General features: G+C 44.8%; 25 protein-coding genes. 7 read left to right on the plus strand and 18 right to left on the minus strand.

The features are described from left to right. Position 1 precedes the first annotated feature (1 nt). Entirely contained in the window at positions 2-874 is an 873-nt protein-coding gene (locus ABIC15_RS01500; RefSeq protein WP_012370902.1) for a DegV family protein, read from the plus strand. A gap of 182 nt (positions 875-1,056) precedes the next feature. Here ABIC15_RS01500 and ABIC15_RS01505 read toward each other — a convergent pair whose 3' ends face one another. Genes ABIC15_RS01505 through ABIC15_RS01515 form a run of 3 tightly spaced genes read right to left on the minus strand, consistent with a single transcriptional unit; the run spans position 1,057 to position 2,718 of the window. Further along, positions 1,057-1,551: an HAD family hydrolase gene (locus tag ABIC15_RS01505; protein WP_012370903.1), complete on the minus strand. Its 495-nt coding sequence runs from the start codon at positions 1,549-1,551 to the stop codon at positions 1,057-1,059. Further along, complete coding sequence (locus ABIC15_RS01510) at positions 1,538-2,173, minus strand: phosphatase PAP2 family protein (protein ID WP_012370904.1); 636 nt, start codon at positions 2,171-2,173, stop codon at positions 1,538-1,540. The genes ABIC15_RS01505 and ABIC15_RS01510 overlap by 14 nt, the downstream gene beginning before the upstream one ends. Beyond that, on the minus strand, positions 2,173-2,718 hold the full coding sequence (locus tag ABIC15_RS01515) for a phosphatidylglycerophosphatase A family protein (RefSeq protein ID WP_012370905.1): 546 nt from the start codon (positions 2,716-2,718) through the stop codon (positions 2,173-2,175). The genes ABIC15_RS01510 and ABIC15_RS01515 overlap by 1 nt, the downstream gene beginning before the upstream one ends. Before the next feature lie 145 nt (positions 2,719-2,863). Between ABIC15_RS01515 and ABIC15_RS01520 the strand changes: the two genes are divergently transcribed. Continuing rightward, positions 2,864-3,376: a YjcG family protein gene (locus ABIC15_RS01520; RefSeq protein ID WP_012370906.1), complete on the plus strand. Its 513-nt coding sequence runs from the start codon at positions 2,864-2,866 to the stop codon at positions 3,374-3,376. A 2-nt stretch (positions 3,377-3,378) separates the two neighbouring features. Here the strand turns inward: ABIC15_RS01520 and ABIC15_RS01525 are convergent, their stop codons facing one another. Then, complete coding sequence (locus ABIC15_RS01525; protein ID WP_012370907.1) at positions 3,379-3,582, minus strand: hypothetical protein; 204 nt, start codon at positions 3,580-3,582, stop codon at positions 3,379-3,381. Positions 3,583-3,709: 127 nt separating this feature from the next. Beyond that, positions 3,710-4,483 (minus strand): enoyl-ACP reductase FabI, encoded by a 774-nt coding sequence (gene fabI / locus ABIC15_RS01530; protein WP_012370908.1) that lies wholly within the window; start codon positions 4,481-4,483, stop codon positions 3,710-3,712. Between the two features lie 144 nt (positions 4,484-4,627). Here fabI and ABIC15_RS01535 point away from each other — a divergent pair, with 144 nt between their 5' ends. Further along, positions 4,628-5,797, plus strand: a complete 1,170-nt coding sequence (locus ABIC15_RS01535; protein WP_012370909.1) for an FtsW/RodA/SpoVE family cell cycle protein — start codon at positions 4,628-4,630, stop codon at positions 5,795-5,797. A gap of 45 nt (positions 5,798-5,842) precedes the next feature. On the opposite strand, the gene ABIC15_RS01540 is transcribed toward ABIC15_RS01535, so the two are convergent. Genes ABIC15_RS01540 through yjbM form a run of 3 tightly spaced genes read right to left on the minus strand, consistent with a single transcriptional unit; the run spans position 5,843 to position 8,206 of the window. Then, positions 5,843-6,724 carry an RluA family pseudouridine synthase gene (locus ABIC15_RS01540; RefSeq protein ID WP_354019547.1) on the minus strand — a complete coding sequence of 294 codons (882 nt, stop codon included), beginning with the start codon at positions 6,722-6,724 and terminating at the stop codon, positions 5,843-5,845. Between the two features lie 17 nt (positions 6,725-6,741). Beyond that, positions 6,742-7,545: an NAD kinase gene (locus ABIC15_RS01545; RefSeq protein ID WP_012370911.1), complete on the minus strand. Its 804-nt coding sequence runs from the start codon at positions 7,543-7,545 to the stop codon at positions 6,742-6,744. A gap of 10 nt (positions 7,546-7,555) precedes the next feature. Next, positions 7,556-8,206, minus strand: coding sequence for a GTP diphosphokinase (yjbM, locus tag ABIC15_RS01550; protein ID WP_012370912.1), 651 nt, complete (start codon positions 8,204-8,206; stop codon positions 7,556-7,558). Between the two features lie 105 nt (positions 8,207-8,311). Between yjbM and ABIC15_RS01555 the strand changes: the two genes are divergently transcribed. Next, positions 8,312-8,887, plus strand: a complete 576-nt coding sequence (locus ABIC15_RS01555; RefSeq protein WP_234944530.1) for a CYTH domain-containing protein — start codon at positions 8,312-8,314, stop codon at positions 8,885-8,887. Between the two features lie 91 nt (positions 8,888-8,978). Next, positions 8,979-9,770 carry a DsbA family protein gene (locus ABIC15_RS01560; RefSeq protein WP_012370914.1) on the plus strand — a complete coding sequence of 264 codons (792 nt, stop codon included), beginning with the start codon at positions 8,979-8,981 and terminating at the stop codon, positions 9,768-9,770. Between the two features lie 169 nt (positions 9,771-9,939). Here ABIC15_RS01560 and pepF read toward each other — a convergent pair whose 3' ends face one another. From pepF to cls, 3 genes are read right to left on the minus strand one after another with little or no spacing between them, the layout of a single operon-like run. Further along, entirely contained in the window at positions 9,940-11,742 is a 1,803-nt protein-coding gene (pepF, locus tag ABIC15_RS01565) for an oligoendopeptidase F (RefSeq protein ID WP_012370915.1), read from the minus strand. A gap of 5 nt (positions 11,743-11,747) precedes the next feature. After that, entirely contained in the window at positions 11,748-12,815 is a 1,068-nt protein-coding gene (locus tag ABIC15_RS01570) for a competence protein CoiA family protein (RefSeq protein ID WP_012370916.1), read from the minus strand. Positions 12,816-12,826: 11 nt separating this feature from the next. Continuing rightward, positions 12,827-14,338 carry a cardiolipin synthase gene (gene cls, locus ABIC15_RS01575; RefSeq protein WP_214763591.1) on the minus strand — a complete coding sequence of 504 codons (1,512 nt, stop codon included), beginning with the start codon at positions 14,336-14,338 and terminating at the stop codon, positions 12,827-12,829. Positions 14,339-14,399: 61 nt separating this feature from the next. On the opposite strand from cls, the gene ABIC15_RS01580 reads away from it, so the two are divergent. Continuing rightward, the gene (locus ABIC15_RS01580; RefSeq protein WP_214763588.1) at positions 14,400-15,122 is read left to right on the plus strand and encodes an SDR family NAD(P)-dependent oxidoreductase; all 723 of its coding nucleotides are present in this window, start codon (positions 14,400-14,402) and stop codon (positions 15,120-15,122) included. 70 nt (positions 15,123-15,192) lie between these two features. Here the strand turns inward: ABIC15_RS01580 and mecA are convergent, their stop codons facing one another. The 3 genes from mecA to ABIC15_RS01595 form a co-directional block, all read right to left on the minus strand. After that, entirely contained in the window at positions 15,193-15,819 is a 627-nt protein-coding gene (mecA, locus tag ABIC15_RS01585; protein ID WP_012370919.1) for an adaptor protein MecA, read from the minus strand. A gap of 169 nt (positions 15,820-15,988) precedes the next feature. Next, entirely contained in the window at positions 15,989-16,387 is a 399-nt protein-coding gene (gene spxA / locus ABIC15_RS01590) for a transcriptional regulator SpxA (RefSeq protein ID WP_012370920.1), read from the minus strand. Positions 16,388-16,561: 174 nt separating this feature from the next. After that, on the minus strand, positions 16,562-16,699 hold the full coding sequence (locus ABIC15_RS01595) for a hypothetical protein (protein ID WP_012370921.1): 138 nt from the start codon (positions 16,697-16,699) through the stop codon (positions 16,562-16,564). 224 nt (positions 16,700-16,923) lie between these two features. Here ABIC15_RS01595 and ABIC15_RS01600 point away from each other — a divergent pair, with 224 nt between their 5' ends. Further along, positions 16,924-17,457: an HD domain-containing protein gene (locus tag ABIC15_RS01600; RefSeq protein WP_214763584.1), complete on the plus strand. Its 534-nt coding sequence runs from the start codon at positions 16,924-16,926 to the stop codon at positions 17,455-17,457. A 49-nt stretch (positions 17,458-17,506) separates the two neighbouring features. Here the strand turns inward: ABIC15_RS01600 and ABIC15_RS01605 are convergent, their stop codons facing one another. From ABIC15_RS01605 to opp3b, 4 genes are read right to left on the minus strand one after another with little or no spacing between them, the layout of a single operon-like run. Continuing rightward, positions 17,507-18,460, minus strand: coding sequence for an ABC transporter ATP-binding protein (locus tag ABIC15_RS01605; protein ID WP_012370923.1), 954 nt, complete (start codon positions 18,458-18,460; stop codon positions 17,507-17,509). Then, positions 18,460-19,533, minus strand: coding sequence for an ABC transporter ATP-binding protein (locus ABIC15_RS01610; protein WP_012370924.1), 1,074 nt, complete (start codon positions 19,531-19,533; stop codon positions 18,460-18,462). The genes ABIC15_RS01605 and ABIC15_RS01610 overlap by 1 nt, the downstream gene beginning before the upstream one ends. 27 nt (positions 19,534-19,560) lie before the next feature. Further along, the gene (gene opp3C, locus ABIC15_RS01615) at positions 19,561-20,592 is read right to left on the minus strand and encodes an oligopeptide ABC transporter permease (RefSeq protein WP_012370925.1); all 1,032 of its coding nucleotides are present in this window, start codon (positions 20,590-20,592) and stop codon (positions 19,561-19,563) included. Then, positions 20,592-21,518 carry an oligopeptide ABC transporter permease gene (gene opp3b, locus ABIC15_RS01620; protein WP_012370926.1) on the minus strand — a complete coding sequence of 309 codons (927 nt, stop codon included), beginning with the start codon at positions 21,516-21,518 and terminating at the stop codon, positions 20,592-20,594. The genes opp3C and opp3b overlap by 1 nt, the downstream gene beginning before the upstream one ends. Positions 21,519-21,728: the final 210 nt, after the last annotated feature.

Here is a 21,728-nt window from a genome sequence, read left to right on the forward strand (position 1 = left end):
AATGGATAAGATTGCTTGGATTACCGATAGTATGGCCTTTTTCCCACCGGGGGAAGCTGAAAAACTCGGAGTCCATGTCGTACCAACAGTCATCATCATCAACGGAGAGTCCTATCGGGAATATACTGACTTGTCGATCGAACAACTGGATCAAAAAATGCGCGAAAGCTCTTCTGTCATCCCGACGACTTCACAGCCTTCGTTTGGTGAGTTGGTTGAACTTTACGAACATTTGCAGGCAGAAGGTTATGATTATGCGTATGCTGTTCACATCACAAGCGGATTGAGCGGTACTTATGCCAGCTCTGTCGCTGCTGCAGATGCTGTCGGCTTTAAATTATATGCCATCGACTCCTATACCGGTGCTGCCAACCAACAAAATATGTTACGCCTTTCGATCGAAATGGCGCAAGCCGGGAAACAGCCGGAAGAAGTCATGCAGGTCTTGGAACAGTTCAAACACCATTCTCATTTTTATCTGATCATCGGCAATATGGAGACGATGCGTCGAAGTGGACGTGTGTCGAGCAGTCAGTTTTTGCTTGCCAACATGCTGAACATTAAACCGATCGTTAAGTTCGATGAGGTCGGTAAACTCGTTCCGTTTAAGAAAGTGCGTTCCATCAAAAAAGCTTTTCAGGAAATGTCATCCGAGATTGCTTCTAAAATCGAACAGTTCGGATTATACAATCAGACCCTCTACATCGGCCATACACTGGCGCGGTCTTCTGCCGAACAATTACGTGATTTGTTGCAGACGAAACTGCCTCAGATTTCGATCGAAATTACACAATTCGGTCCATCTATCCTGACACATGCTGGATCTGAAACAGTCGGTGTATATTGGTTCGATGATTTGACGGTCAATCGATGATTGACGACATCTTCTCCTGGAGACCCTATCATTATAATAGTTCCGCTGATCAGGCGGCTTTGGGATGATTCCGATACCATATCGGAATCATCTTTTTTAATAATCCACATAACAAAACCGGACAAAAAAAACCGAATGGGACCTTTTATCAAGTGTCCTCATTCGGTAAATGTTATTTAAGACTAGAATTTCATCTGCTTAAAGACATCATCCAGCATCTTTGCTTCGTCTTCTTCCCGCCGAATCGTCTGATGCGGACGACGGATCCGTTCTGCCCACGCTTCCGATGGATATACCGTCCAACTCAACTGTTCCACTTCCTCCAGGTAACGGAGTACCGTTTCAAGCGAAGCCTCTTCGTCATGTTGACGCAACCAGTTTTCATAACGTTTATCCGGTTTGCCGTCTTTCAGTAAAATCCTCCCGCTTTCGAGAATCGCCCATTTCGGCTTTGCATCGATTTGAAACAACTCCAACTGACGGAATGCCTCAAACGTACGACTCGTAAATGGAATCAAGCCGTTTTTTTCGACCAGACGCTTTAATCGTAAATGCGTCCGCATCGTCATAAACCGTTTTTCTTCTCCCACTCGTTCTACCAATAAAGTAGGAACGGCAATCTTTTTCATCGCGGCTTCATCAAAAAGCAGACTGTGATCGATATCAAGTAGTAACATGATGCGTCTCCTTTTGTTTCCGTCGCGGTGAAATGAAGGCATAGGACAGACAAAGGATGAAGGCAGCAAAACAAAAACCACCGACTACATCCGAGAAGTAATGAACGTTTAAGATAATACGGGACGATCCCATGGCCAAGATCAACAGACTAAGAAAGATACCTAAGATCACTTTCCCGGATCGGTTTAAAAATCGCCAACTCAGAATCAAAAAACCACCGTACACCGCGAAAGCCATTGAAGAATGACCGCTTGGAAAACTGTAGCCGACTCCGCCGACCAACTCATTGAGTGACGGACGGTCCCGGACAAAAATTACTTTAGCGACCTGATTGAGAACAGCCACTGCCAAAAAGTTTGACAGATACCAAATACTCCCTACACGATCACGCCACAGGTAATAACTGATGGCGGTCAAAAGGACGGTCATCGTCACAGCCCCTACTCCCGAGCCTAATTGCGTGAACCAACTGACATAGTCAGCCGGTACTTGTTTCGACATACGGTTCGACAGTTGCGCGTCAAACAAAAAATATCCCGTCAATCGGATCGAGATGGCAATCCCTATGAAAATGATGAACGCAATGCCTGAAACGACTAATGCTTTTCGGTTTAATTTCATCAATACGTCCCTTTCCGTTGTTCGAGTTCTTCTGCCGAATAGTCTTCTTTATCACGCAATCGGTGCGCGAGACGACCGGACGCATTGGCAGCGATCGCGGCAACGATGTCATCCATGAACGTATTGACCCGTCCGTCATTGACCTTCGTATCGAGTTCTTTAATAATTCCGACCTTCGCCTTATCCAAATAACCAAATGTTGTGACGGCAATCGATCCGTACGTATTGACGGCTCCGATCGCAATCGTCTCATCCACGCCAAACAAACCTTCATCACTGCGAATGATGGATAAAAGCGGTTCAGACAACAGTCCTTTTTCGGCTAAAATATCGAGTTCTGCCCCAACAAGAATTGCATGTTGCAATTCCCGCTTTTCGAGAACACGCTCTACAGAGCTGAGACATGTTTCAAGCGTCAGTTCAATCGTGTATGGTGCTTGCATTTGATACACGATTTCAGCAATCGCGTGAATCGTGACGCCCCGCTCATGCAGCTTATCGATTGCTGCTTGTTTTACTTCTTTAGAATGTGCTTTTTCTTTCATGACAAAATCCACCTCTCTGACAAAGTTCTTCACAAGTATACACGGATTGCTCCTCTCTCCTCAAACTTCTTTGACATCACGCGGATAATCCGTCATGATTATCCTGTAAAGCGTTATCATTTCAGGGGAAAGTAGGGGATTTTCGATGAACATCGGGGTAGTTTTGTTTCCATCGAAACGAATTCAGGACTTTGCGAATTCATACCGCAAACGGTACGATTCCAAGTATGCGTTGATTACACCACACATTACGATGCGGGAGCGGATCAATATCGATGATACTGAACTTGATTCCATCGTAACAGCTCTCAACAAAGTAGCGGAGCAAACGAAACCAGTTTCACTTCACATTCAAGGAGCTCGTTCTTTCCACCCGACGAATAATGTCTTATTTTTAAAAGTCATGCCGACGGATGAATTGGAACAATTACATCAGGCTTTGCACACGGGTGATTTGAGTCACACACCCAAGTATGATTTCTTACCTCACATCACAATCGGTCAGGATTTATCCGATGTCGAATTATTCGACGTTCTCGAACGATTGAAGATGGAGGATATCCGCTTCCAAGAAGATGTCACTAAGATGGCTCTGCTGTATGAGCTCGAAAACGGTTCTTGGAGTGTGTACGAAACGTTCCGATTTACAGGTCAATAACATCAAACTTCCCGGTCGAACTTGCGACCGGGAAGTTTTAGTTCTGGCAAAACTCCATAAGCATTAGCTTGTTCTTCTAATTCGGCATGATACGGCTCGACACGTTTAATCGGATTGATACGGGCGACCGGTTCTGTCTTTCGTTCCAAGTCGACCCTTACTTGCCGGTTCACATACTGGACCACCGTAAAATCTACCTGGTACATATGATGTCCTCCCTCTACTTCAGCTCGTTATTCTGTTATTCCCAAAATCGCTTTAAGAAAAACAAAAAACCAGAGTTTCCCCTGGTTTCAGCTGTACCGTATCGTTCAGAATGTACCCGAAATCTTATTATAAGATATGGAAACCGCTGTCGACGTGCAGAATCTCACCTGTGACACCACTCGACATTTGGGACAAGAGGAACAATCCGCTTTGACCGATTTGTTCTGTCGTGACGTTACGGTGAAGCGGAGCCCGCTCTTCGATACTTTCAAGAATTGAATTGAAATCGCCGACACCTTTTGCAGAAACCGTCCGGACCGGACCGGCTGAAATCGCATTGACGCGAACGCCCTGCTTTCCGTATTCTGCTGCTAAGTAACGGACACTTGCATCGAGTGCCGCTTTTGCGACGCCCATCACGTTATAGTTCGGAACCATTTTTTCGCCACCGAGATACGTCAATGTAATGACAGAAGCATCTTCCGTGAAGAAGTCTTTTGCCGCTTTCACGACAGCTGTCAGGCTGTATGCCGAGATATCAAGTGCTTGCGCAAACTGTTCACGTGTCACACCCGAGAATTCACCGCGCAAGGCTTCTTTATCGGCAAAAGCAATCGAGTGGGCAATTCCTGAAATCTTCCCGTGATCAGCATGAATCGTTTCAAATACCTGTTCGATTTCAGCATCGCTCGTCACATCACATGTGTAGTAAGTAGCCGGTCGTGAAAGTTCTTGACCTAACTTTTCGAGTGGTGCCTTAAAACGTTCTCCGACATACGTAAAGGCAAGACTTGCACCTGCTGCATCAAGAGCACGTGCGATTCCCCATGCGATTGACCGTTGATTGATGACACCCATTACAACATACGTCTTTCCCTCAAGCGAAGGATAAATATTCATTATGAGTTCCCCCTTAAATTAGTACCTGGTAATAACACCTATATCTAGGTTACAAAAACGTAACGCTTCTGTCAACCATCGCTCTTGATATTGCGATTTTGATAAATTACGGTAATATAGAAAGAGACAGAAAGTAGGGATGGAATGAACCGTTTTAAATCATTTACACAACGTTATGATAACACGTTGCTTTTTTTGCTCGGTTGTTTGATGGTCGTCAGTGTCATCGCAATCTATACCGCGCAACCTTTTTTACAAGGGGCAATCAGTGAAATCAATTTCATGGCTAAGCAGATTCAGTGGTATATCATCGGATTTATCGCACTGTCTGTCGTCATTCTCATCGATTATGAGCAACTGAAACGTTTCCATTGGTACTTATACGGGGCAGGAATTGTCTCCCTGATTGGTCTTGTCGTCTTACGAGGGACACCGTTGGTCGCAAATATTAAAGGAGCCTACGGTTGGTATCAGTTCCCGGTCATCGGAACCGTTCAGCCGGCTGAGTTCATGAAGTTTTTCTTGATTGTCTCACTCGCTGCCGTCATCTCGGAACACAACGCCCGGTACGTCCAGCATGAGCGGGACTTCCTGCTCTTAGTCAAGATGGTCGCTCTCACATTGCTTCCACTCGCTTTGATTATCATTCAACCCGACTTAGGAATCGGCTTGATCCTCTGTGTCATTTTGGCTTGTGCCATGTTACTGTCCGGCTTGAACTGGAAATGGTTACTTACGATGTTCGGCTTGTTGGCTGTCGCAATCGTCGGATTCTTTTATCTGTTTTATTTCCAAAATGATTTACTTGCCACCTTCTTCCCGGGGCATGCGATGAACCGGATCATGGCTTGGTTACAACCGTTTGAATATGCGGATGACCTTTCCTATCAGTTGGTCCAGTCGATTAACGCTATCGGTTCAGGACAGATGTTTGGTGTCGGGTACGGAAAACTTCAAGTATCGGTTCCCGAACTGCACACCGATTTTATCTTCACTGCGATTTCAGCTCACTACGGCTTTATCGGTGCGGCTGTCGTTCTAATTATCCTGTTCCTATTCATCTACCGGTTGATTCAAATCGCGCTGGAAACAGCAGATCCGTTTGGAACGTATATCGTGACAGGATACGTCGCGATGTTCACATTCCAGATCTTCCAAAACATCGGGATGACGATGGGGGTCTTACCGATCACCGGTCTCCCGCTTCCCTTCATTAGTTACGGAGGGTCGACGATGATCGTTAACCTGGTTGGACTCGGCTTAATTATGGCCATCGCTTCACAGTCCCGCATCTCCATGTTTGATGAAGATTAACGTCAAAAAAGAGTGGCATCCAGTCGGGTGCCACTCTTTTTCTGTTCATGAAAGACATAAGTCGTCCGGCAACGGTGCCGTAAACGTCATCATCTCACCTGTCCCCGGATGCGGGAACGTCGCAGACGCACTGTGTAATGCTTGTCTCGCAATCAATGGTGTCCCTTTATACATCGTGTCTCCGACTAACGGATGACCAAGTGCCGCGAGGTGAACCCGGATTTGGTGCGTCCTGCCCGTTTCCAATTTAATCGTTAACCGAGACAATCCATGCGAAAACGCAGTGATTGGCTCACTGGTTAAGATATGCGTGATCGCCTGTTGCCCGTCTTCCCGGACCATTCGTTCCATAAAGGAATGATCGGTTTGACCAATCGGAAGGTCAATCGTTTGAGGCGGGAGGGTTCCTTCGATCAATGCGATGTAACGGCGATCAAGCAAGCCGTTCTGTTGCATCTTACTCAACTGATGATGCGCAAGGGCATGTTTCGCAAAAACGACCAGTCCACTTGTATCCCGGTCCAATCGATTGACGATATGAATCGCATACGGGATCTGATGTTGCCGGTAATAACCGAGAACAAAATTCGATAAAGACCGCTCCGGATGAAGTCGAGACGGAATCGAGGCCATTCCCGGCGGTTTATTGACAATCAGCAACCAGTCATCTTCAAAAAGAATATCGAGTTCTCCGCTCGTCGCATGCATATCCTGTGCAGGCTGTTCTTCCGGAAACCGGACATGAATCCGGTCTCCTGCATGAACAGGTTCGTTTACGTTGACATGTTTTTCATTCCGCAAAATATCTCCGTGGTGTTTAATCGACACTAACATTTTTCGGGAAATATGAAGACGTGTCGTACAAAAATGACCGACACTCCATCCGTCTTCAATGGAAGTTACTTGTTGTTCAATTTGAAATGCCATCACGTTACCTCTTTTAATTAACTTCTTTCTTCTGCTAAAAACGACTCCCGGACCCTTTGCCAAAACGGGAAAGAACGGAATCGAGCGAATTTGACCTTTTTATCCGATACACGACAACGAATCGATTTAACGTTTTGATGCACAATCGAAGCATAATGATCGTACGTCAATTGAAAATCAATCGGATTGACCGGCCGAATCTCGACATCATGGTGCTTCGGCAATAACATCGGGGAACCAATCGTCCGGTACACGCGATTATTGATCGATGCCATTTCTGTAATCTGAATCGCTTCGAGTGCCGGATGCACGATTGCCCCGCCAAGCGCTTTATTATAAGCTGTTGAGCCGGACGGCGTGGAGATGCATAGACCGTCTCCCCGAAACGTTTCAAAATAATCGCCACGAATCGACAGATCGCAGACGAGTGTCTGATTAAAGCTTTTAATCGTACATTCATTTAATGCCAACAGTTTATTCGTCGATCCATCAGCATAATCAATCGATAATTCAAGCAGCGGATATTCAACGGTCGCTATATTGTCGTCTGCGATATGTTGAATCAATTCATCCATCTCTTCCGGTCGCCAGTCGGCATAAAACCCGAGGTGTCCGGTGTGAATTCCGACCAGTGTGATTTCCTCGACCTGGTCCAAATAAGAGTGGAAAGCTTGCAGCATCGTACCATCCCCGCCGATTGAAATCACGATTTCAGGAGTAACGACGTCTCGATGACTTCCTCGTTCGATCAACGCCTGTTCTAATTGTTCCTTCAGCATATGGGAACGTTCATCGCCCCGCGCCGTAACCGCAAAACGCATCGTCATCCTCCTACTCTTTTGCTCGATTCTTTGCTTCGGTCGCCTCTCGTTCATGTAAAACGACTTGAGCATCTTGTATCTCTACTTTCAGCTGACTCATCTCCGCATCGAGCAGAAACGCCGCTTCAGCCGCACGTCGCAAGCGTTCCCGTGTCTCTTCCGGAATATTTCCCTGGTATTTATAATTCAAGGAATGTTCAATCGTTGCCCAAAAGTTCATTGCGAGTGTCCGGATCTGAATCTCGACGAGTGTCGGGATTTCCCCTTCAATCGTTTGGACCGGATAAGCAATGATGATGTGGTACGAACGATAGCCGCTTTCCTTCTTTTGTGTAATATAGTTTCGTTCTTCAACAATCTTAAAGTCTCCCCGGGAACGCAACAATTCTAAGACATGGATGATGTCATCCACGAATTGGCACATGATCCGGAGACCTGCTATGTCCTGCATGTCCTGTTCCAGCAACTCGATATCAATCGATTTTCGTTCAGCCTTCTGTAAGATACTCTTTACAGGTTTGACACGTCCTGTGACAAATTCAATCGGTGAATGTTCCCCACGTTGTTGAAATTGTTTTCGAATGGCTTTTAATTTTACTTTTAATTCATCCACTGCGATTTGATACGGTGCGAGAAATAAGTCCCAATTTTCTTTTGTCATCGTTATTGTCACCACTTTTAGTCTAAATTGTTAGTTCAATTCGTTCCACTACACCATTCATGGTATCATATTTTCAAGCATTCAACTAGAAAGGTGTGGTCGGAAATGAGACAAGAAATGGAAATTGAATTTAAAAACCTGTTAAACGAATCTGAATACAAAAAATTAATGGAACGGTACAATACATCCGGGTCTTCTGTGTGGCAAGCAAATGACTATTTCGATACCCCGGCGTTCGAACTTCGCAATCATGGTGCCGCTCTGCGTATCCGTGAAAAGAAAACCGGATTGGTGTTGACGTTAAAAGAACCGCAAGACGATGGATTACTGGAAACACATGTGACATTGTCCGAACAAGAGGCTGAAGATTTATTCCAGTATGGTCTGATTCACTCTGCTGAGATGAATCAACAATTGGAAAAGTTTGAATTAACGACTTCGCTTGAACATTTGGGCCGTCTTGAAACCGAACGTTTTGAAAAACAATTGCCGAGTGGGTTGTTGGTGTTGGATCAAAGTACGTATTTAGGCACGACGGATTATGAGCTTGAATTCGAAGTGACGGACTACGCAGCCGGCAAACTTGCGTTCGAAGAACTGTTGCAAACAAACGAAATTCCAGTCCGTGAAACGAAAAATAAAATCGTCCGTTTCATGGATCGTAAAGCGCTTACACGTTAATCGTGTAGAAATGTACAAGCAAAACCTTTGCTCTTTCTTTTTTTTCGTTGCTAAAATAGGGTAACGATATTAAAAGAAAAGGGGTGAACGGATGGAACACGAACAATGCAACGGATCATATTGTTCATTGGACGAACCATCAATTCAACAACCGACGAAACCACTAGAAATTTATCATTTTCTAGACGTCACACAAACGGATGGTTTACGGTTGATTCCCGTTCTCAAGAAATTAGAATTAGAATACGGTCATTTATTCCGTCTCCGGACGATTGCAACCATTCCTTGCGCACCTTCACGATCAGCGTGTGATATGTCACCACTGCTGATTCTAAAGGCGATCGAATTGCAGGGAAAAACATTTGGTATGCGGTTCATGCGTCGTTTACGCATGTTGCATAACGTCGAAGGAAAAAGCGCTTATTCGCGTTCTTCCTTGATGCGGTTAGCAGAAGCATTGACGGAATTTGGTCTGGATTTAGCGGAATTCCATCGTGATATCGAATCAGATACCATTCAATTAATGCTCGAAAAAGAGACTGAACTGGTGACAGACTGGGACGTACGTATTCTCCCAACGCTTGCTTTCGTCGGGGATGAGGAAGCCATCAAAGCAGAAGGCCATTACGAATACTTGGTTTATGTATCGATTCTGAACGAATTATTAGATCAACCGTTTGAGAAGCAGGCAAAACCTCCTCTCGAACAATTCTTGAGACGGTATGACACAGCAACCACTTCTGAAATCGCATTTATTTATGATGCAACAGAAGCACAGGTTGAACACGAATTGAAAAAGTTATTGCTTCAACAAAAATGTGTTTCACTGACGTATTGTGACGGTAAAGTGTGGCGTCACTTAAAAGATTCTGCCCATGCTTAACACAAAGAAGCTGCTTCCACGTTAATCGTAGAAGCAGCTTCTTTGTCGTTTTTTGAATCTGGATGGGGGAAAAGAGAATCATCAGGGGGAATGTGATTCGCTTCACATGATTAGTATAACCGAATCTTAACCTTCCTGACACTCTTTTGTTCACTAATTCACAAAATTGTCATTCTCCGAGTAATGCTTCAAATTCATCGAGTACCCGTTCGAATTGACGAAGAGCAGCTTCAACCGGTGCTTTCGTCGTCATATCAACGCCGGCCGCTTTCAGAACTTCAATCGGATAATCACTTGATCCTGCTTTGAGGAAGTTATTGATATACCGCTCGACCGCCGGCTCCCCTTCTTCTAGGATTTGTGAAGTCAGCGCTGCGGCAGCAGAAATGCCTGTCGCATACTGATAGACATAGTAATTGTAATAGAAATGCGGGATACGTGCCCACTCCAAACCGATTTCTTCATCTAATACAATACCATCACCGAAATACGTTTTATTTAGTGCATAATACGTCTTCGTTAAGAATTCAGGTGTCAGTGCTTGTCCAAGTCGAGCTGCCTCATGAATTTGATGTTCAAACTCGGCAAACATCGTCTGACGGAATAATGTTCCGCGGAATGTTTCCAATTGATTGTTGAGGAGATACAATTTCTCATTTTTATCTGTCACACGTTTTAACAGGTAATCATTTAAAAGTGCTTCGTTTGTCGTCGACGCAACCTCTGCTACAAAAATTGAATAATCTCCGTAGGCATAGGGTTGATTCTGACGTGTATAGTAGCTGTGAACCGAGTGTCCGAACTCGTGTGCTAACGTAAACAAGTTGTTGACGTTATCCTGCCAGTTCATCAAGATGAACGGTTGCGTATCGTACGCGCCTGAAGAATAGGCACCACTCCGTTTCCCCCGTGTTTCACGGACATCGACCCAGCGTTCTGCAAGACCTTCTTCAAGAATATGTTTGTATTCAGGTCCTAGTGGCGCTAATCCGTCCACCATCAACTGTTTTGCTTCTTCGTACGAGATCTTCATTTCCACTTCACTGACCAGTGGTGTGTACATATCATACATATGCAGTTCATCGACACCTAAAATCCGTTTACGTAAAGCAACATACCGGTGTAACAACGGAAGGTGTTCATGAACCGCTTCGATCAATCCGTCATATACCTGTTCCGGAATCGTGTTTCCATGTAACGCTGATTCGCGTGCTGTTTTAAATTTCCGGACCTCAGCATAAAAGTTATCTTTTTTGACGGAACCGGCTAACGTAGACGCCAATGTATTTGTATACTGGCTATACGTTCCATACATGGCTTTAAACGCCGCCTCACGGACGGAACGATCTTTTGACTCCATGAACGTGATGAACCGCCCGTGTGTCAATTCCGCCTCTTCCCCGTCCTCGCCTTTGATTTTCGGGAATTTCATATCCGCATTATTCAGCATGCCAAACGTCGTTCCCGACTGTCCAAGGACTTCGCCTGCTTTTGCAAGAATCGCCTCTTCCGCTTCCGATAAGACGTGTTCCCGCTCACGGTTCAACTCATCGAACGCATGACGGTAAAGGGCGAGATCCGGATTCTGATCCAAGTACGAGGCAATTGTTTCTTCTGGAACTTCCAACAGCTCGGGTGTCATGAAAGCGAGCGTCGCTCCAATTTGCGAAGCGAGCGTCCGGGCACGGTCATTCATCGCCTGATAAAAGCTGTCGGCCGTGTTCTCATCGTAACGCATATGTGCATATGTATAGAGCTTATGCAGCCGTCTTGAGATTTCGTCCCGAAGTTGAAGTCCTTCAAATAAAGTGGCATCCGACTGTGCAAGACGTCCCTTATACTCGACGAGTAGCGGAAGCATCGCTTTCACTGACTCAAACTCTTCTTCCCATTTCTCATTCGTTTCGTAAATGGATTCTAAATTCCACGTCTCTTCCTGCTTGACGTCTTTTCGTGTTAATACTTCTGCCATTTAAATCACTCCTTTACTTCATTTATACCTGTTTCCCTTTCGACAAACAAACGAAGCGCACCTGCTAACTTTTGATCTTCTTCCAAACGGGTCGACAAATCAACAGTATTGGTTTGAAAAAGTTCAGGCAGATGATTTTGGAGAAAGTCGATCATAGCCATCCATTCGTCAATCAGAAGGTGAAGATTGGATAACTCATATGAAACCTTGGACCGCGTCAAACATTCGGTGAGGAAGGCAAGCAGTTGCTCTGCGAGGTAAGTTCCTTGTAAGCGTAGATAAACAGCTACTTGAATCTCAAACGGATGGACAGATAAACACAGCAACGGGGATAAGGGCAGAAAACACCAGGACGGGAGTGTAGAAACCTGGAGGTTGGAGGAATAAAGAGGAGATTGCACGTATCGGGAAGGGAGCGAAGAAAAAAATGGACGAAGCCGATATTTTTTTATCAGTGTCGTCCATGGCCGTTCGAAGAATTGCCGGGGAACCGGACTCGGAAAGAGAAATTGTTTCGCCGATAAAGACACACGTTGGCAGAATACCAAACGTTGCGCAAACGGAAGCGGATGTACATAACGAACGATTCGTCCCCGCTCGATTAAATCGATGTAACCATTTTTCATGAATGCCGCCTTCATCCAACCGTCAAGCTTAAGAAGCTGTCCACCCGACTCATGAAAACCAATCCAGCGAACTTCGTATCCCGCTTGCTGATCAATCAACGATCGCCGTTGCCATTCTTCAGCGTTCATTTTTGAACGCTGAATCTCGACCCCGATTTCTCCGGGCGAAATGAAAAGATCAAACCGCCTTCGTCCCCGGACTGCTTCTATCTCGACCTTGAATCGTAACGTTTCAAAATAGACAGCCAGCCGTGTTTTCCAAAATTGATGTTCGGACGATTCACCGGTACATGCTGTCATATGAACAAAATGAAGACGCTTCTTGCCTTGGCGGACCCGGAGTTGCGTTCGGCAATAGGGACAGTACAGTAGTTTGTCCGTTAACGATTGGAAGGTCTCCAGTTGGCTGTTGATTCGATTTCCCTGTTCATCCATCGCCTCAAACATCTTACTCCTCCTTAGAGCAGCGGTGAGAATAACCGCGAAATGGACTCGATCAAACGTTGACTGAAACTCCTTTGAATAAAGACTTGACGCTCAACCTGTGAAGAATTGGCAAAGTCTTCATAAAAATCACGTGTTAATTCATGGACGGAATTTGTCCCGTATAAAAAGGCATTTACTTCAAAGTTCAAGTGAAAACTTCTTAAATCCATATTCGCCGTGCCAATCGTCGCAATCGCATCATCGACCACGATAACTTTTGAGTGCATGAATCCCTTGTTGTATTCGTAAATCTTCACACCTGCTAATAACAAGTCATCAAAATAAGAACGGCTGGCATAAAAAACGACTTTGTGATCCGGAAAACTCGGCAGGAGGATTCGGACATCGATCCCCGACATCGCTGCCGTCTTTAAGGCAGTCATCAGATCCTCGTCCGGAATCAAATAAGGAGAAGCAATGTAGACAGAACTCCGGGCTTCCGTAATTAAACCGAAGTAAAGGGACTTCATCGTTTCGTGGGGTTCATCCGGTCCGCTCGCAATAATTTGAACGCCTCCTATCGACTCCTCCATGACCTCGAGCGGTTTCATATAATACGGTGTAAACAACCGTTCCCCCGTCATATAGTACCAATCCTGAAGAAAAATCAATTGAAGCTCCGAGACGGCCTCTCCCCTGACGAGCAAATGCGTGTCCCGCCAAAACCCAAACATCTTATCTTTTCCCATGTACTCGTCCCCAACGTTAATTCCACCCGTGAAAGCCACAGTACCGTCAATAACAACGATTTTCCGGTGATTCCGATAATTGGATTTACTCGAGATGAAAGGCAGAACGACCGGGAAAAATGGACGGACTTCGATTCCCGCCAGCTCCATCTTTTTAAAGTAAGACTTATCCGTCGAGAAACAACCGACAGCATCATACAAAAAACGGATCTCCACTCCGGCTTTCGCCCGTTCAATTAATGCTTCCTGCAACTCTAGCGCCAGTTCGTCATCGCGGACGATATAGTATTCCAAATGGATGTGGTGTTCCGCTTGACGAATCTCGGCTAATAATAGCGGAAATTTTTCTTGTCCATTCGTTAATACTTTCGTATGACTATTATACGAAATCGGCAGGCGACTGATGGAGTCGATAAGTTTAACAACTTTCGTATAATGTCCATGTCGGAACACTTGATTGTGTATTCCATGATCAAACTGGGTACGATATTTAATGTAAGACTCTTCATCGAGCATCGCTTTCAGACGAAACATTTTTTTTCGTCTATAATTTTGACCAAAGGTGAAATATACGAAAACACCGACAACCGGAAGCGCCATCATGACAAGCGCCCAGACAAGCGTTCGTTCCGGGTTCCGATTCTCAAGCAGAATGATGACAAAAACACTCAGTACGACAAGAATGATGACGATTGAGAGCCAGCCTACCATGTACACACTCCAGTAATAGGAAAGAAAGCCAATCAGACTAATCGTCAACAGTAGCGTCATAAGTAATTGGACACGCCTTAACATGGTATCCCCTCCTTTGATTAGTTATGGATGACACACTTTTATGTAGAAGGGACGATTTAATATGAAAACGTATTTAGTGACTGGTGCAACAAGCGGAATTGGTGAAGCGACCGCCTTACAATTGGCTCAAGAAGGACATACCGTCCTTGCACTTGGACGAGACGAGGAACGCGGGAACAGCTTGGAAAGTCGTGGTGAAGGACGTATCCGCTTCTTTGCAGTCGATTTATCCGTCCCGTCAGATATCAATCAATTTTTTGAAGACACAAAAGAACAATTCCCGACACTCGATGGTATTTTCAATAATGCCGGAACTTTCGGAAAACCGGTCGCACCAGAACGGGTGACTGAACAGCAAGCCGAAGTCTTCCAAGTCAATTATCATGCACCGGAGCAAATCATTCAACAGGCTGTCAAACGGCTGAGTCGCGGTGCCTCCATCGTCAACAACAGCGCGATTGTCGGACATGTTAAATTCCCTGCCATGCTCTTACCGTATGCTTCTTCCAAAAGTGCTCTTCTTACGCTTACGAAAACATATGCCGCCCGGTTTCACGGAAAGTATCGTTTTAATGCCATTTGTCCTGGCCCTGTCGACACGAAGTTAAGCCATTCTTTATACGGTGGAAAAGATAAATTCGATTTAGCAATGAAACATCATTTACGCGGCGAAGCGGCTCATCCATCCGAAATCGCAGAAGTCGTCTGCTTTTTATTATCCGATAAAGCGAGCTACATCAACGGTCAAACCTTAATCGTCGACGGCGGTTATACTCTCACTTGATTCTTTTTACACAACAAAGGACTGCTTCCAAACACATTGGAGCAGTCCTTTGTTATAGCGTTTGATTCTGTTAATTCGGGAAATGTTTCCGGATGAACGCAAATACGTCGTTTGGTACGATAACTTTTCCGTACTCTGCCACCGGATGAATCGTCTGTTCACTGAAGTTTAAATACTCTGCAATCAGGCTCATCACATTTTCCTGTTCTTCCACTTCTGTTTCTTCTTTAAAATGAAGATGCAACAGGTACAGTCCGTCTTTTTGATAAAGAGACGTTTTCACTTCTTCGAAGATCGGTGCTTCTGCATATTGGCTAAGGGCAATGATATGCTCGAAATCTGTTGTTTCAAATAAGACATCTTGACTGAGTTCCGTTTCTTTTTCTTCCGCATCAGACATCGCGGAACGAAGTAACGAATCTAACTCATCTTCGTCAACTTGTTCTCCGTCAATCGTTGTTTTAGCGATTGTAACAGTGACTTCAAGACCTTTTTCAAATGCCTGAACTTGTATCCATAGTGGACCTTCGAAGGAGATGGACTCTTTTTCATTCGCTTCATCCATCATCTGCCAGAATAGCTGTTCTCCACGCTCACGGTTGTACCAAATCTCGTCTCGGGCGAAGCCGCGGCGTTCGATGTCCGTGTACGTAATGAAGAACTTGACGGTGTTGTCATTGACGCGTTCGATTTTCAATATGTCCACTCCTTTCCTCTCGCTCTTATCTAGTATACGAACGAGCACTTCACATAGATTCAAAAGAATCATTCAACATATAGGGTATATTCCTTTGTTAACTCTATTTTAACCTTTTTAGACGGTAACAAAAAGCACACTGCTCAGAAAGCAGCGTGCTCGGTGTATATTATTCGTTGACAAGGCGCTGTGCTTCCAATAGTTGGAATGTACGAACTTTACGTGGTAAAAATCGGCGAATTTCATCTTCATTGTATCCAACTTGAAGACGCTTTTCATCAATCAAAATCGGACGGCGTAACAACCCTGGATATTCTTGAATTAAATCATACAAGTGTTGTAATGATAAATTTTCAACCGATACATCTAGTTTTGAAAAGACTTTTGAACGGGTCGAAATGATTTCATCCGTTCCGTCCTCTGTCATACGAAGAATCTGTTTAATTTCATCAAGCGATAATGGTTCCGAGAAAATATTACGTTCCACAAATGGGATTTCATGTTCTTCAAGCCATGCGCGCGCTTTACGACAAGAAGTACAGCTTGGTGAAGTATAGAGTGTTACCATTGAAAAACATCCTCCCCCTGATTTCACATCATTTCCCCTGCGTAAATGTATTACACAGCAGCTGATGATTCTATTACTTGATAGTTTACATTGATTTCGACTGAAAGAAAACCCAATATGTTTTGAGATGAAAGAACTTTTCGTAAAAAAACTTGCCAGAGCCACCAGGTGGCTTCAGCAAGCTGGTGTGTGATCAAAGGGTTGAGAAATCGTCTCTTTTGCTTTCGGGAGTTTAATCTCTTTTAATTTTTTTTCGAAAATGTCCCGCAAAAGGCGCTTTTTCAACTTTTTCTTTTTATCACGTTCTTTCATACTCCGACACCTCACTCGGTCCGAAAAAAGAACAGTTAACCAACGAAAGCTAATTTTTTCATCTTCTACATTACTTAGTATACCACGTTTACCCGATTTCTATTCCTACTTGTGTCAATTAATTATGTGAGATTGTCGATAGACATGAGACAAACAGTTGCAATTCTTTTCAATTTCACGTAGAGTGTATAGAAATACTTACTCGTGAAAGGAGTTATTTCTTTATGTCAGTTACCCTTGTCACCATCATTGAACACCCGATTGCCCAAAAATATTTAGAACGGTCCGGCTTGAATCATGCTATTTCTGTAGCTGAACAAGCTTTGACACTTGCTACTCAACGCGGTCTTGATGCGGATACGGCAACGAAGGCTGCCTTGCTTCATGATATCGGGCATTACGAATGGTATACGGACGGCACATGGAATTATGATCTCTACCGTCAAAATGATATTCATGCAATCAAAGGAGCAGAACGCGCGCATAAGTTACTGATCCGGCTTGGTGAAGAGCCAGAACGAGCAAAAGAAATCGCTCTTGCTGTCCTCTTGCATACAGATTCTTATTTACCACCAGGTACAATCAATCGGACTCCGTTACAACAATTAGTCCATGATGCAGATACGCTCGAAGAACAACCGGGTGGTCTTCATCATTATGAGAAGATTCCATTCGAAGAAGCCGTCAATCGACTGCATGCTCTTGACTCGGTTGTCCACCGCTTTAACAACCTTCCCCGTATTGCTTCCGAAAATTAAAAAAAGGCATTCCCGAATATATTCAGGAATGCCTTTTAATTTGGTTTAATTACACAAGTTGCGCTTGATACGCTTCAAGTTCTGCATCTGTCATCGAGACGTAATGGCCCGGCTCGATTTCACGTAATGGCGGGATGCTTGAGTCTTCACTCGACTTCCCGACCGCTCCGCCTGTCGGACGGTCATAAATGATCCGCTTACGTGTCCGCTCATGCTCCGGGTCTGGAAGTGGAATCGCTGATAACAAGGATTTCGTGTACGCATGGACCGGGTTCTCATAAAGACGATCCGCATCACATAATTCTACGAGGTGACCTTGATACATGACTCCGATCCGATCCGAGATGTATTTGACCATTGATAAATCATGGGCAATGAACAGATACGTCAGACTGCGATCACGTTGCAACTGTTTCATCAAGTTGACGACCTGTGCCTGAATCGATACATCGAGTGCAGAGATTGGCTCATCGGCAATGATGAAGTCTGGTTCGACGGCTAACGCACGGGCAATCCCGATCCGCTGACGTTGTCCACCTGAGAATTCATGCGGATAACGGCTCGCGTGTTCTTTCGTCAAACCAACTGTTTCAAGAAGATCGTAGACACGGTTATTTCGCTCGTCTTTCGATTTTGCAAGACCGTGGATATCGATTCCTTCCGCGATGATATCTCCGACTGTCATCCGTGGATTCAACGATGCATATGGATCTTGGAAAATCATCTGCATCGAACGGTTGAATTTCAATTTCTCTTTACGTGATTTTTTATCATGAACATTTTCACCTTTGAAAAGAACTTCTCCGTCTGTCGCATCGTATAAACCGATGATCGAACGTCCTGTTGTCGATTTTCCGCAACCGGACTCTCCAACAAGCCCAAGGACTTCACCTTCATAAATATCGAATGATAAACCGTCAACTGCTTTGACGACACGACCACGACCGATATTAAAGTGTTGTTTCAGGTTTTTTACTTCAAGTAATTTATTACGATTCTCCATTACTTTAGACCGCCTTTCAGAAGCGATTTCGCGAATGTGCTATCTGGACGATACTTCAGCGCAAGATCGCGGATGGCTGCTGGTGGTTCCACATACGGTGCTTGCGGATGTAGCAACCAAGTTGCCGCTTCATGAGTATCTGTGATCGGGAAGAACGGAGGTTCTTTCTCGAAATCAATTTTCATTGCGTACTGATTACGTGGTGCAAATGCATCACCGACCGGCGGGTGCAATAAGTTCGGTGGTGTACCAGGAATTGCCGGCAAGTCTTGCGAACGATCGTCAGACGGTCGTGGCATGGATCCAAGAAGTCCCCATGTATAAGGATGACGTGGCTCATAGAAAATCTCATCGACAGTTCCTTTTTCAATCAACTTCCCAGCATACATTACCGCTACGCGGTCTGCCATGTTCGCTACGACACCTAGATCGTGCGTGATGAAAATGATGGCTGTACCTGTTTTTTGCTGGATGTCTTTTAACAACTCAAGAATCTGTGCTTGAATCGTAACATCGAGTGCTGTCGTCGGTTCATCGGCAATCAAGACTTTAGGATTACAAGCCAGTGCGATTGCGATAACGATCCGTTGACGCATACCGCCTGACAATTGGTGCGGGTATTGTTTGAGACGCGCTTCCGGATTCGGAATTCCGACGAGTGTCAGTAATTCAAGCGTCCGTTTTTTCGCTGCGTCGCCTGTCAATCCTTGGTGACGTTTCAAACCTTCTGCAATCTGTTTGAAGATGGTCATCGTCGGGTTTAATGATGTCATCGGATCCTGGAAGATCATCGCGATATCACGACCACGGACTTTTTGCATCTCTTTGTCAGAGAGTTTGACCAAATCACGGCCTTCAAACATGATTTCACCTTTTGTGATTTCCCCAGGAGGATTCGGAATCAAACGCATGATGGCTTTTGATGTAACCGACTTACCTGAACCGGATTCACCAACGATGGCAAGTGTCTCACCTTTTTTTAAATCAAACGATACGCCGCGGACGGCTTGAACCGTCCCAGCATACGTATGGAAAGCGACAGTCAGGTCGCGTACTGATAAAATAGTTTCCATTGTGGATGAACTCCTCTCTTATTTCCGTTAGCGACGCAGACGTGGGTCGAACGCATCACGTAATCCATCGGCTAGCATGTTGAAGCTGATCATGACAAGTACGAGGATTGTCGATGGGATGACGAGCAAGTAAGGGAATGTTTTTAATTCTTTGTATCCCTCATTGATCAATGTACCCAGTGATGGTTGCGGTGGAGCAAGACCAAGACCGATGAAGCTTAGGAAAGCCTCGAAGAAAATCGCACCTGGAATCGTGAACATCAATGAAATGATGATTGTACCGAGTGTATTTGGAATCAAATGTTTGAATACTAAACGTGCGCTAGAAGCACCAAGTGTACGTGCTGCAAGAACAAATTCCTGGTTCTTAAGTTTCAGGATTTGTCCGCGGACGAGTCGGCTCATCCCGATCCAGCCGGTGATCGTCATCGCGAGGATGATCGTCGTGATTCCCGGTTCAAGAATTAAGATGAACAAAATGATTAAGATCAAGTTCGGAATCCCTGTCAGAATTTCCGCAATCCGTTGCATGATGTTATCGACGCGTCCACCGTAGTAAGCAGAGATACCGCCGTACGTGACACCGACTAGAACGTCAATGATTGCTGCGACAAGACCGATGAAGAGTGAAATCCGTGTTCCTTCCCAGATACGTGACCATAAGTCACGTCCGAGATGGTCCGTACCGAACCAAAATGTATCTTTGACTTGTTTTGTTTCATAAAAATCGATTGGCTTTTCACCAAGTGTCGCCATTCCGTCAAAACCAGCCCATTCGAGACCAGTGATTTTTGGTGGAAGTTTAGCTTGAGTAATCGTTTGGGTATAAGCATCTCTACCGGATAACATTGGTCCGAATAGTGATAACAATGCGATGATGACGATGATAACGAGCGACAGGATCGCCGCTTTGTTTTTGCGAAGCCGTGTCCATGCATCCTGCCAGAAGTTTAAGCTTTTTCCGGCAATCCGCTCACCCGCTTGTTCATTAAATTCTACTGGTTGGAACAACGAGGAATCGAACTGCTCCGCTTTTGCGTTTGAATTTTGTTCTGCCATTATTTGCTACCCCCCAAACGAATCCGTGGATCGACGACACCATATAGAATATCGACGAGCAAGATCATAAAGATAAAGACTGCCGAGAAGAACAGTGTTGTCCCCATGATAACCGTATAGTCATTTTGTGTGATGGATGAAACGAACAACTCACCAAGACCCGGTACCGCAAAGATTTTTTCAATGACGAATGTTCCGGTAATCAAGGCTGCTGTCATTGGTCCAAGAATCGTGATTGCTGGAATCAAAGCGTTACGCACCATGTGTTTCCAAGTGATTGATTGACCATCTAGGCCTTTTGCCTTAGCGAGTGTCACGTAATCCTGACCGGTGACTTCAAGCATCTCCGTTCGAACGAAACGGGCAATCGAGGCCGTTACCCCAAGCGATAAGGATACCGTCGGAAGAATCGTATGTGCTGGACTTTCCCAGAAGGCTACTGGCAATACGCCCCATTTCACTCCGATATAATATTGAAGAAGTGACGCAAATACGAATGATGGCACGGAAATCCCAAGTACCGAAATAAACATCGCACCGTAGTCAACTGCTGTATTGTGGCGGAGAGCCGCAACAACACCGAGAACAAGACCAAGCAATACACCGAGCACGAGGGCTTGAACACCTAGTTGAGCTGATGGTCCAATTCGTTCCATGATTAAATCTGTTACTGGACGGCTGTCATATTTAAATGATACGCCGAGATCCCCTTGAACCAAGTTAACCATGTACGCTGCATAGCGTTGTGGAAGCGGATCATTCAAGTTGTATTTATCCCGCAGGATATCCAACTGTTCAGGAGAAAGTTTTTCCTGGTTTTGGAACGGTGAACCTGGTAACAGATCCATTAGGAAGAAAGTGAACGAAGCGATGAGTAAAAACGTCAGTACGCCGTAAACAAGGCGTTGAGCTAAATAACGGCCCATAGATGGCACCCCCTATAAAGATTTTCTGTTTTTTTCGAAACATCAATAAAATCAGTATGACCCAAAATTGTCGGAACATTCAAGAATTTTGTTGTAAAAATTAAAATTCTTTTTTATCTTGGACTGATTGACGCCCCCCTGGTTACTGTTTTTTCGCAGTTAACCAATATTTCAGAATTTTTCGTTTGATTCCATTATACTTTGCTAACA

The organism is Exiguobacterium sp. PvP048 (assembly GCF_040549175.1).
In the GTDB taxonomy this organism is placed as follows: Bacteria; Bacillota; Bacilli; order Exiguobacteriales; family Exiguobacteriaceae; genus Exiguobacterium_A; species Exiguobacterium_A artemiae.

Bases quoted from the DNA above. Each gene is read 5' to 3' on its own strand.
- ABIC15_RS01510 (WP_012370904.1), bottom strand. From the start codon at position 2,173: ATGAAATTAAACCGAAAAGCATTAGTCGTTTCAGGCATTGCGTTCATC.
- ABIC15_RS01500 (WP_012370902.1), top strand. From the start codon at position 2: ATGGATAAGATTGCTTGGATTACCGATAGTATGGCCTTTTTCCCACCG.
- opp3b (WP_012370926.1), bottom strand. From the start codon at position 21,518: ATGGGCCGTTATTTAGCTCAACGCCTTGTTTACGGCGTACTGACGTTT.
- ABIC15_RS01595 (WP_012370921.1), bottom strand. From the start codon at position 16,699: ATGAAAGAACGTGATAAAAAGAAAAAGTTGAAAAAGCGCCTTTTGCGG.
- ABIC15_RS01610 (WP_012370924.1), bottom strand. From the start codon at position 19,533: ATGGAAACTATTTTATCAGTACGCGACCTGACTGTCGCTTTCCATACG.
- ABIC15_RS01520 (WP_012370906.1), top strand. From the start codon at position 2,864: ATGAACATCGGGGTAGTTTTGTTTCCATCGAAACGAATTCAGGACTTT.
- ABIC15_RS01535 (WP_012370909.1), top strand. From the start codon at position 4,628: ATGAACCGTTTTAAATCATTTACACAACGTTATGATAACACGTTGCTT.
- ABIC15_RS01600 (WP_214763584.1), top strand. From the start codon at position 16,924: ATGTCAGTTACCCTTGTCACCATCATTGAACACCCGATTGCCCAAAAA.
- ABIC15_RS01505 (WP_012370903.1), bottom strand. From the start codon at position 1,551: ATGTTACTACTTGATATCGATCACAGTCTGCTTTTTGATGAAGCCGCG.
- ABIC15_RS01555 (WP_234944530.1), top strand. From the start codon at position 8,312: ATGAGACAAGAAATGGAAATTGAATTTAAAAACCTGTTAAACGAATCT.
- spxA (WP_012370920.1), bottom strand. From the start codon at position 16,387: ATGGTAACACTCTATACTTCACCAAGCTGTACTTCTTGTCGTAAAGCG.
- ABIC15_RS01525 (WP_012370907.1), bottom strand. From the start codon at position 3,582: ATGTACCAGGTAGATTTTACGGTGGTCCAGTATGTGAACCGGCAAGTA.
- ABIC15_RS01570 (WP_012370916.1), bottom strand. From the start codon at position 12,815: ATGTTTGAGGCGATGGATGAACAGGGAAATCGAATCAACAGCCAACTG.
- cls (WP_214763591.1), bottom strand. From the start codon at position 14,338: ATGTTAAGGCGTGTCCAATTACTTATGACGCTACTGTTGACGATTAGT.
- ABIC15_RS01560 (WP_012370914.1), top strand. From the start codon at position 8,979: ATGGAACACGAACAATGCAACGGATCATATTGTTCATTGGACGAACCA.
- pepF (WP_012370915.1), bottom strand. From the start codon at position 11,742: ATGGCAGAAGTATTAACACGAAAAGACGTCAAGCAGGAAGAGACGTGG.
- yjbM (WP_012370912.1), bottom strand. From the start codon at position 8,206: ATGACAAAAGAAAATTGGGACTTATTTCTCGCACCGTATCAAATCGCA.
- ABIC15_RS01515 (WP_012370905.1), bottom strand. From the start codon at position 2,718: ATGAAAGAAAAAGCACATTCTAAAGAAGTAAAACAAGCAGCAATCGAT.
- ABIC15_RS01580 (WP_214763588.1), top strand. From the start codon at position 14,400: ATGAAAACGTATTTAGTGACTGGTGCAACAAGCGGAATTGGTGAAGCG.
- ABIC15_RS01605 (WP_012370923.1), bottom strand. From the start codon at position 18,460: ATGGAGAATCGTAATAAATTACTTGAAGTAAAAAACCTGAAACAACAC.
- fabI (WP_012370908.1), bottom strand. From the start codon at position 4,483: ATGAATATTTATCCTTCGCTTGAGGGAAAGACGTATGTTGTAATGGGT.
- ABIC15_RS01540 (WP_354019547.1), bottom strand. From the start codon at position 6,724: ATGGCATTTCAAATTGAACAACAAGTAACTTCCATTGAAGACGGATGG.
- opp3C (WP_012370925.1), bottom strand. From the start codon at position 20,592: ATGGCAGAACAAAATTCAAACGCAAAAGCGGAGCAGTTCGATTCCTCG.
- ABIC15_RS01545 (WP_012370911.1), bottom strand. From the start codon at position 7,545: ATGCGTTTTGCGGTTACGGCGCGGGGCGATGAACGTTCCCATATGCTG.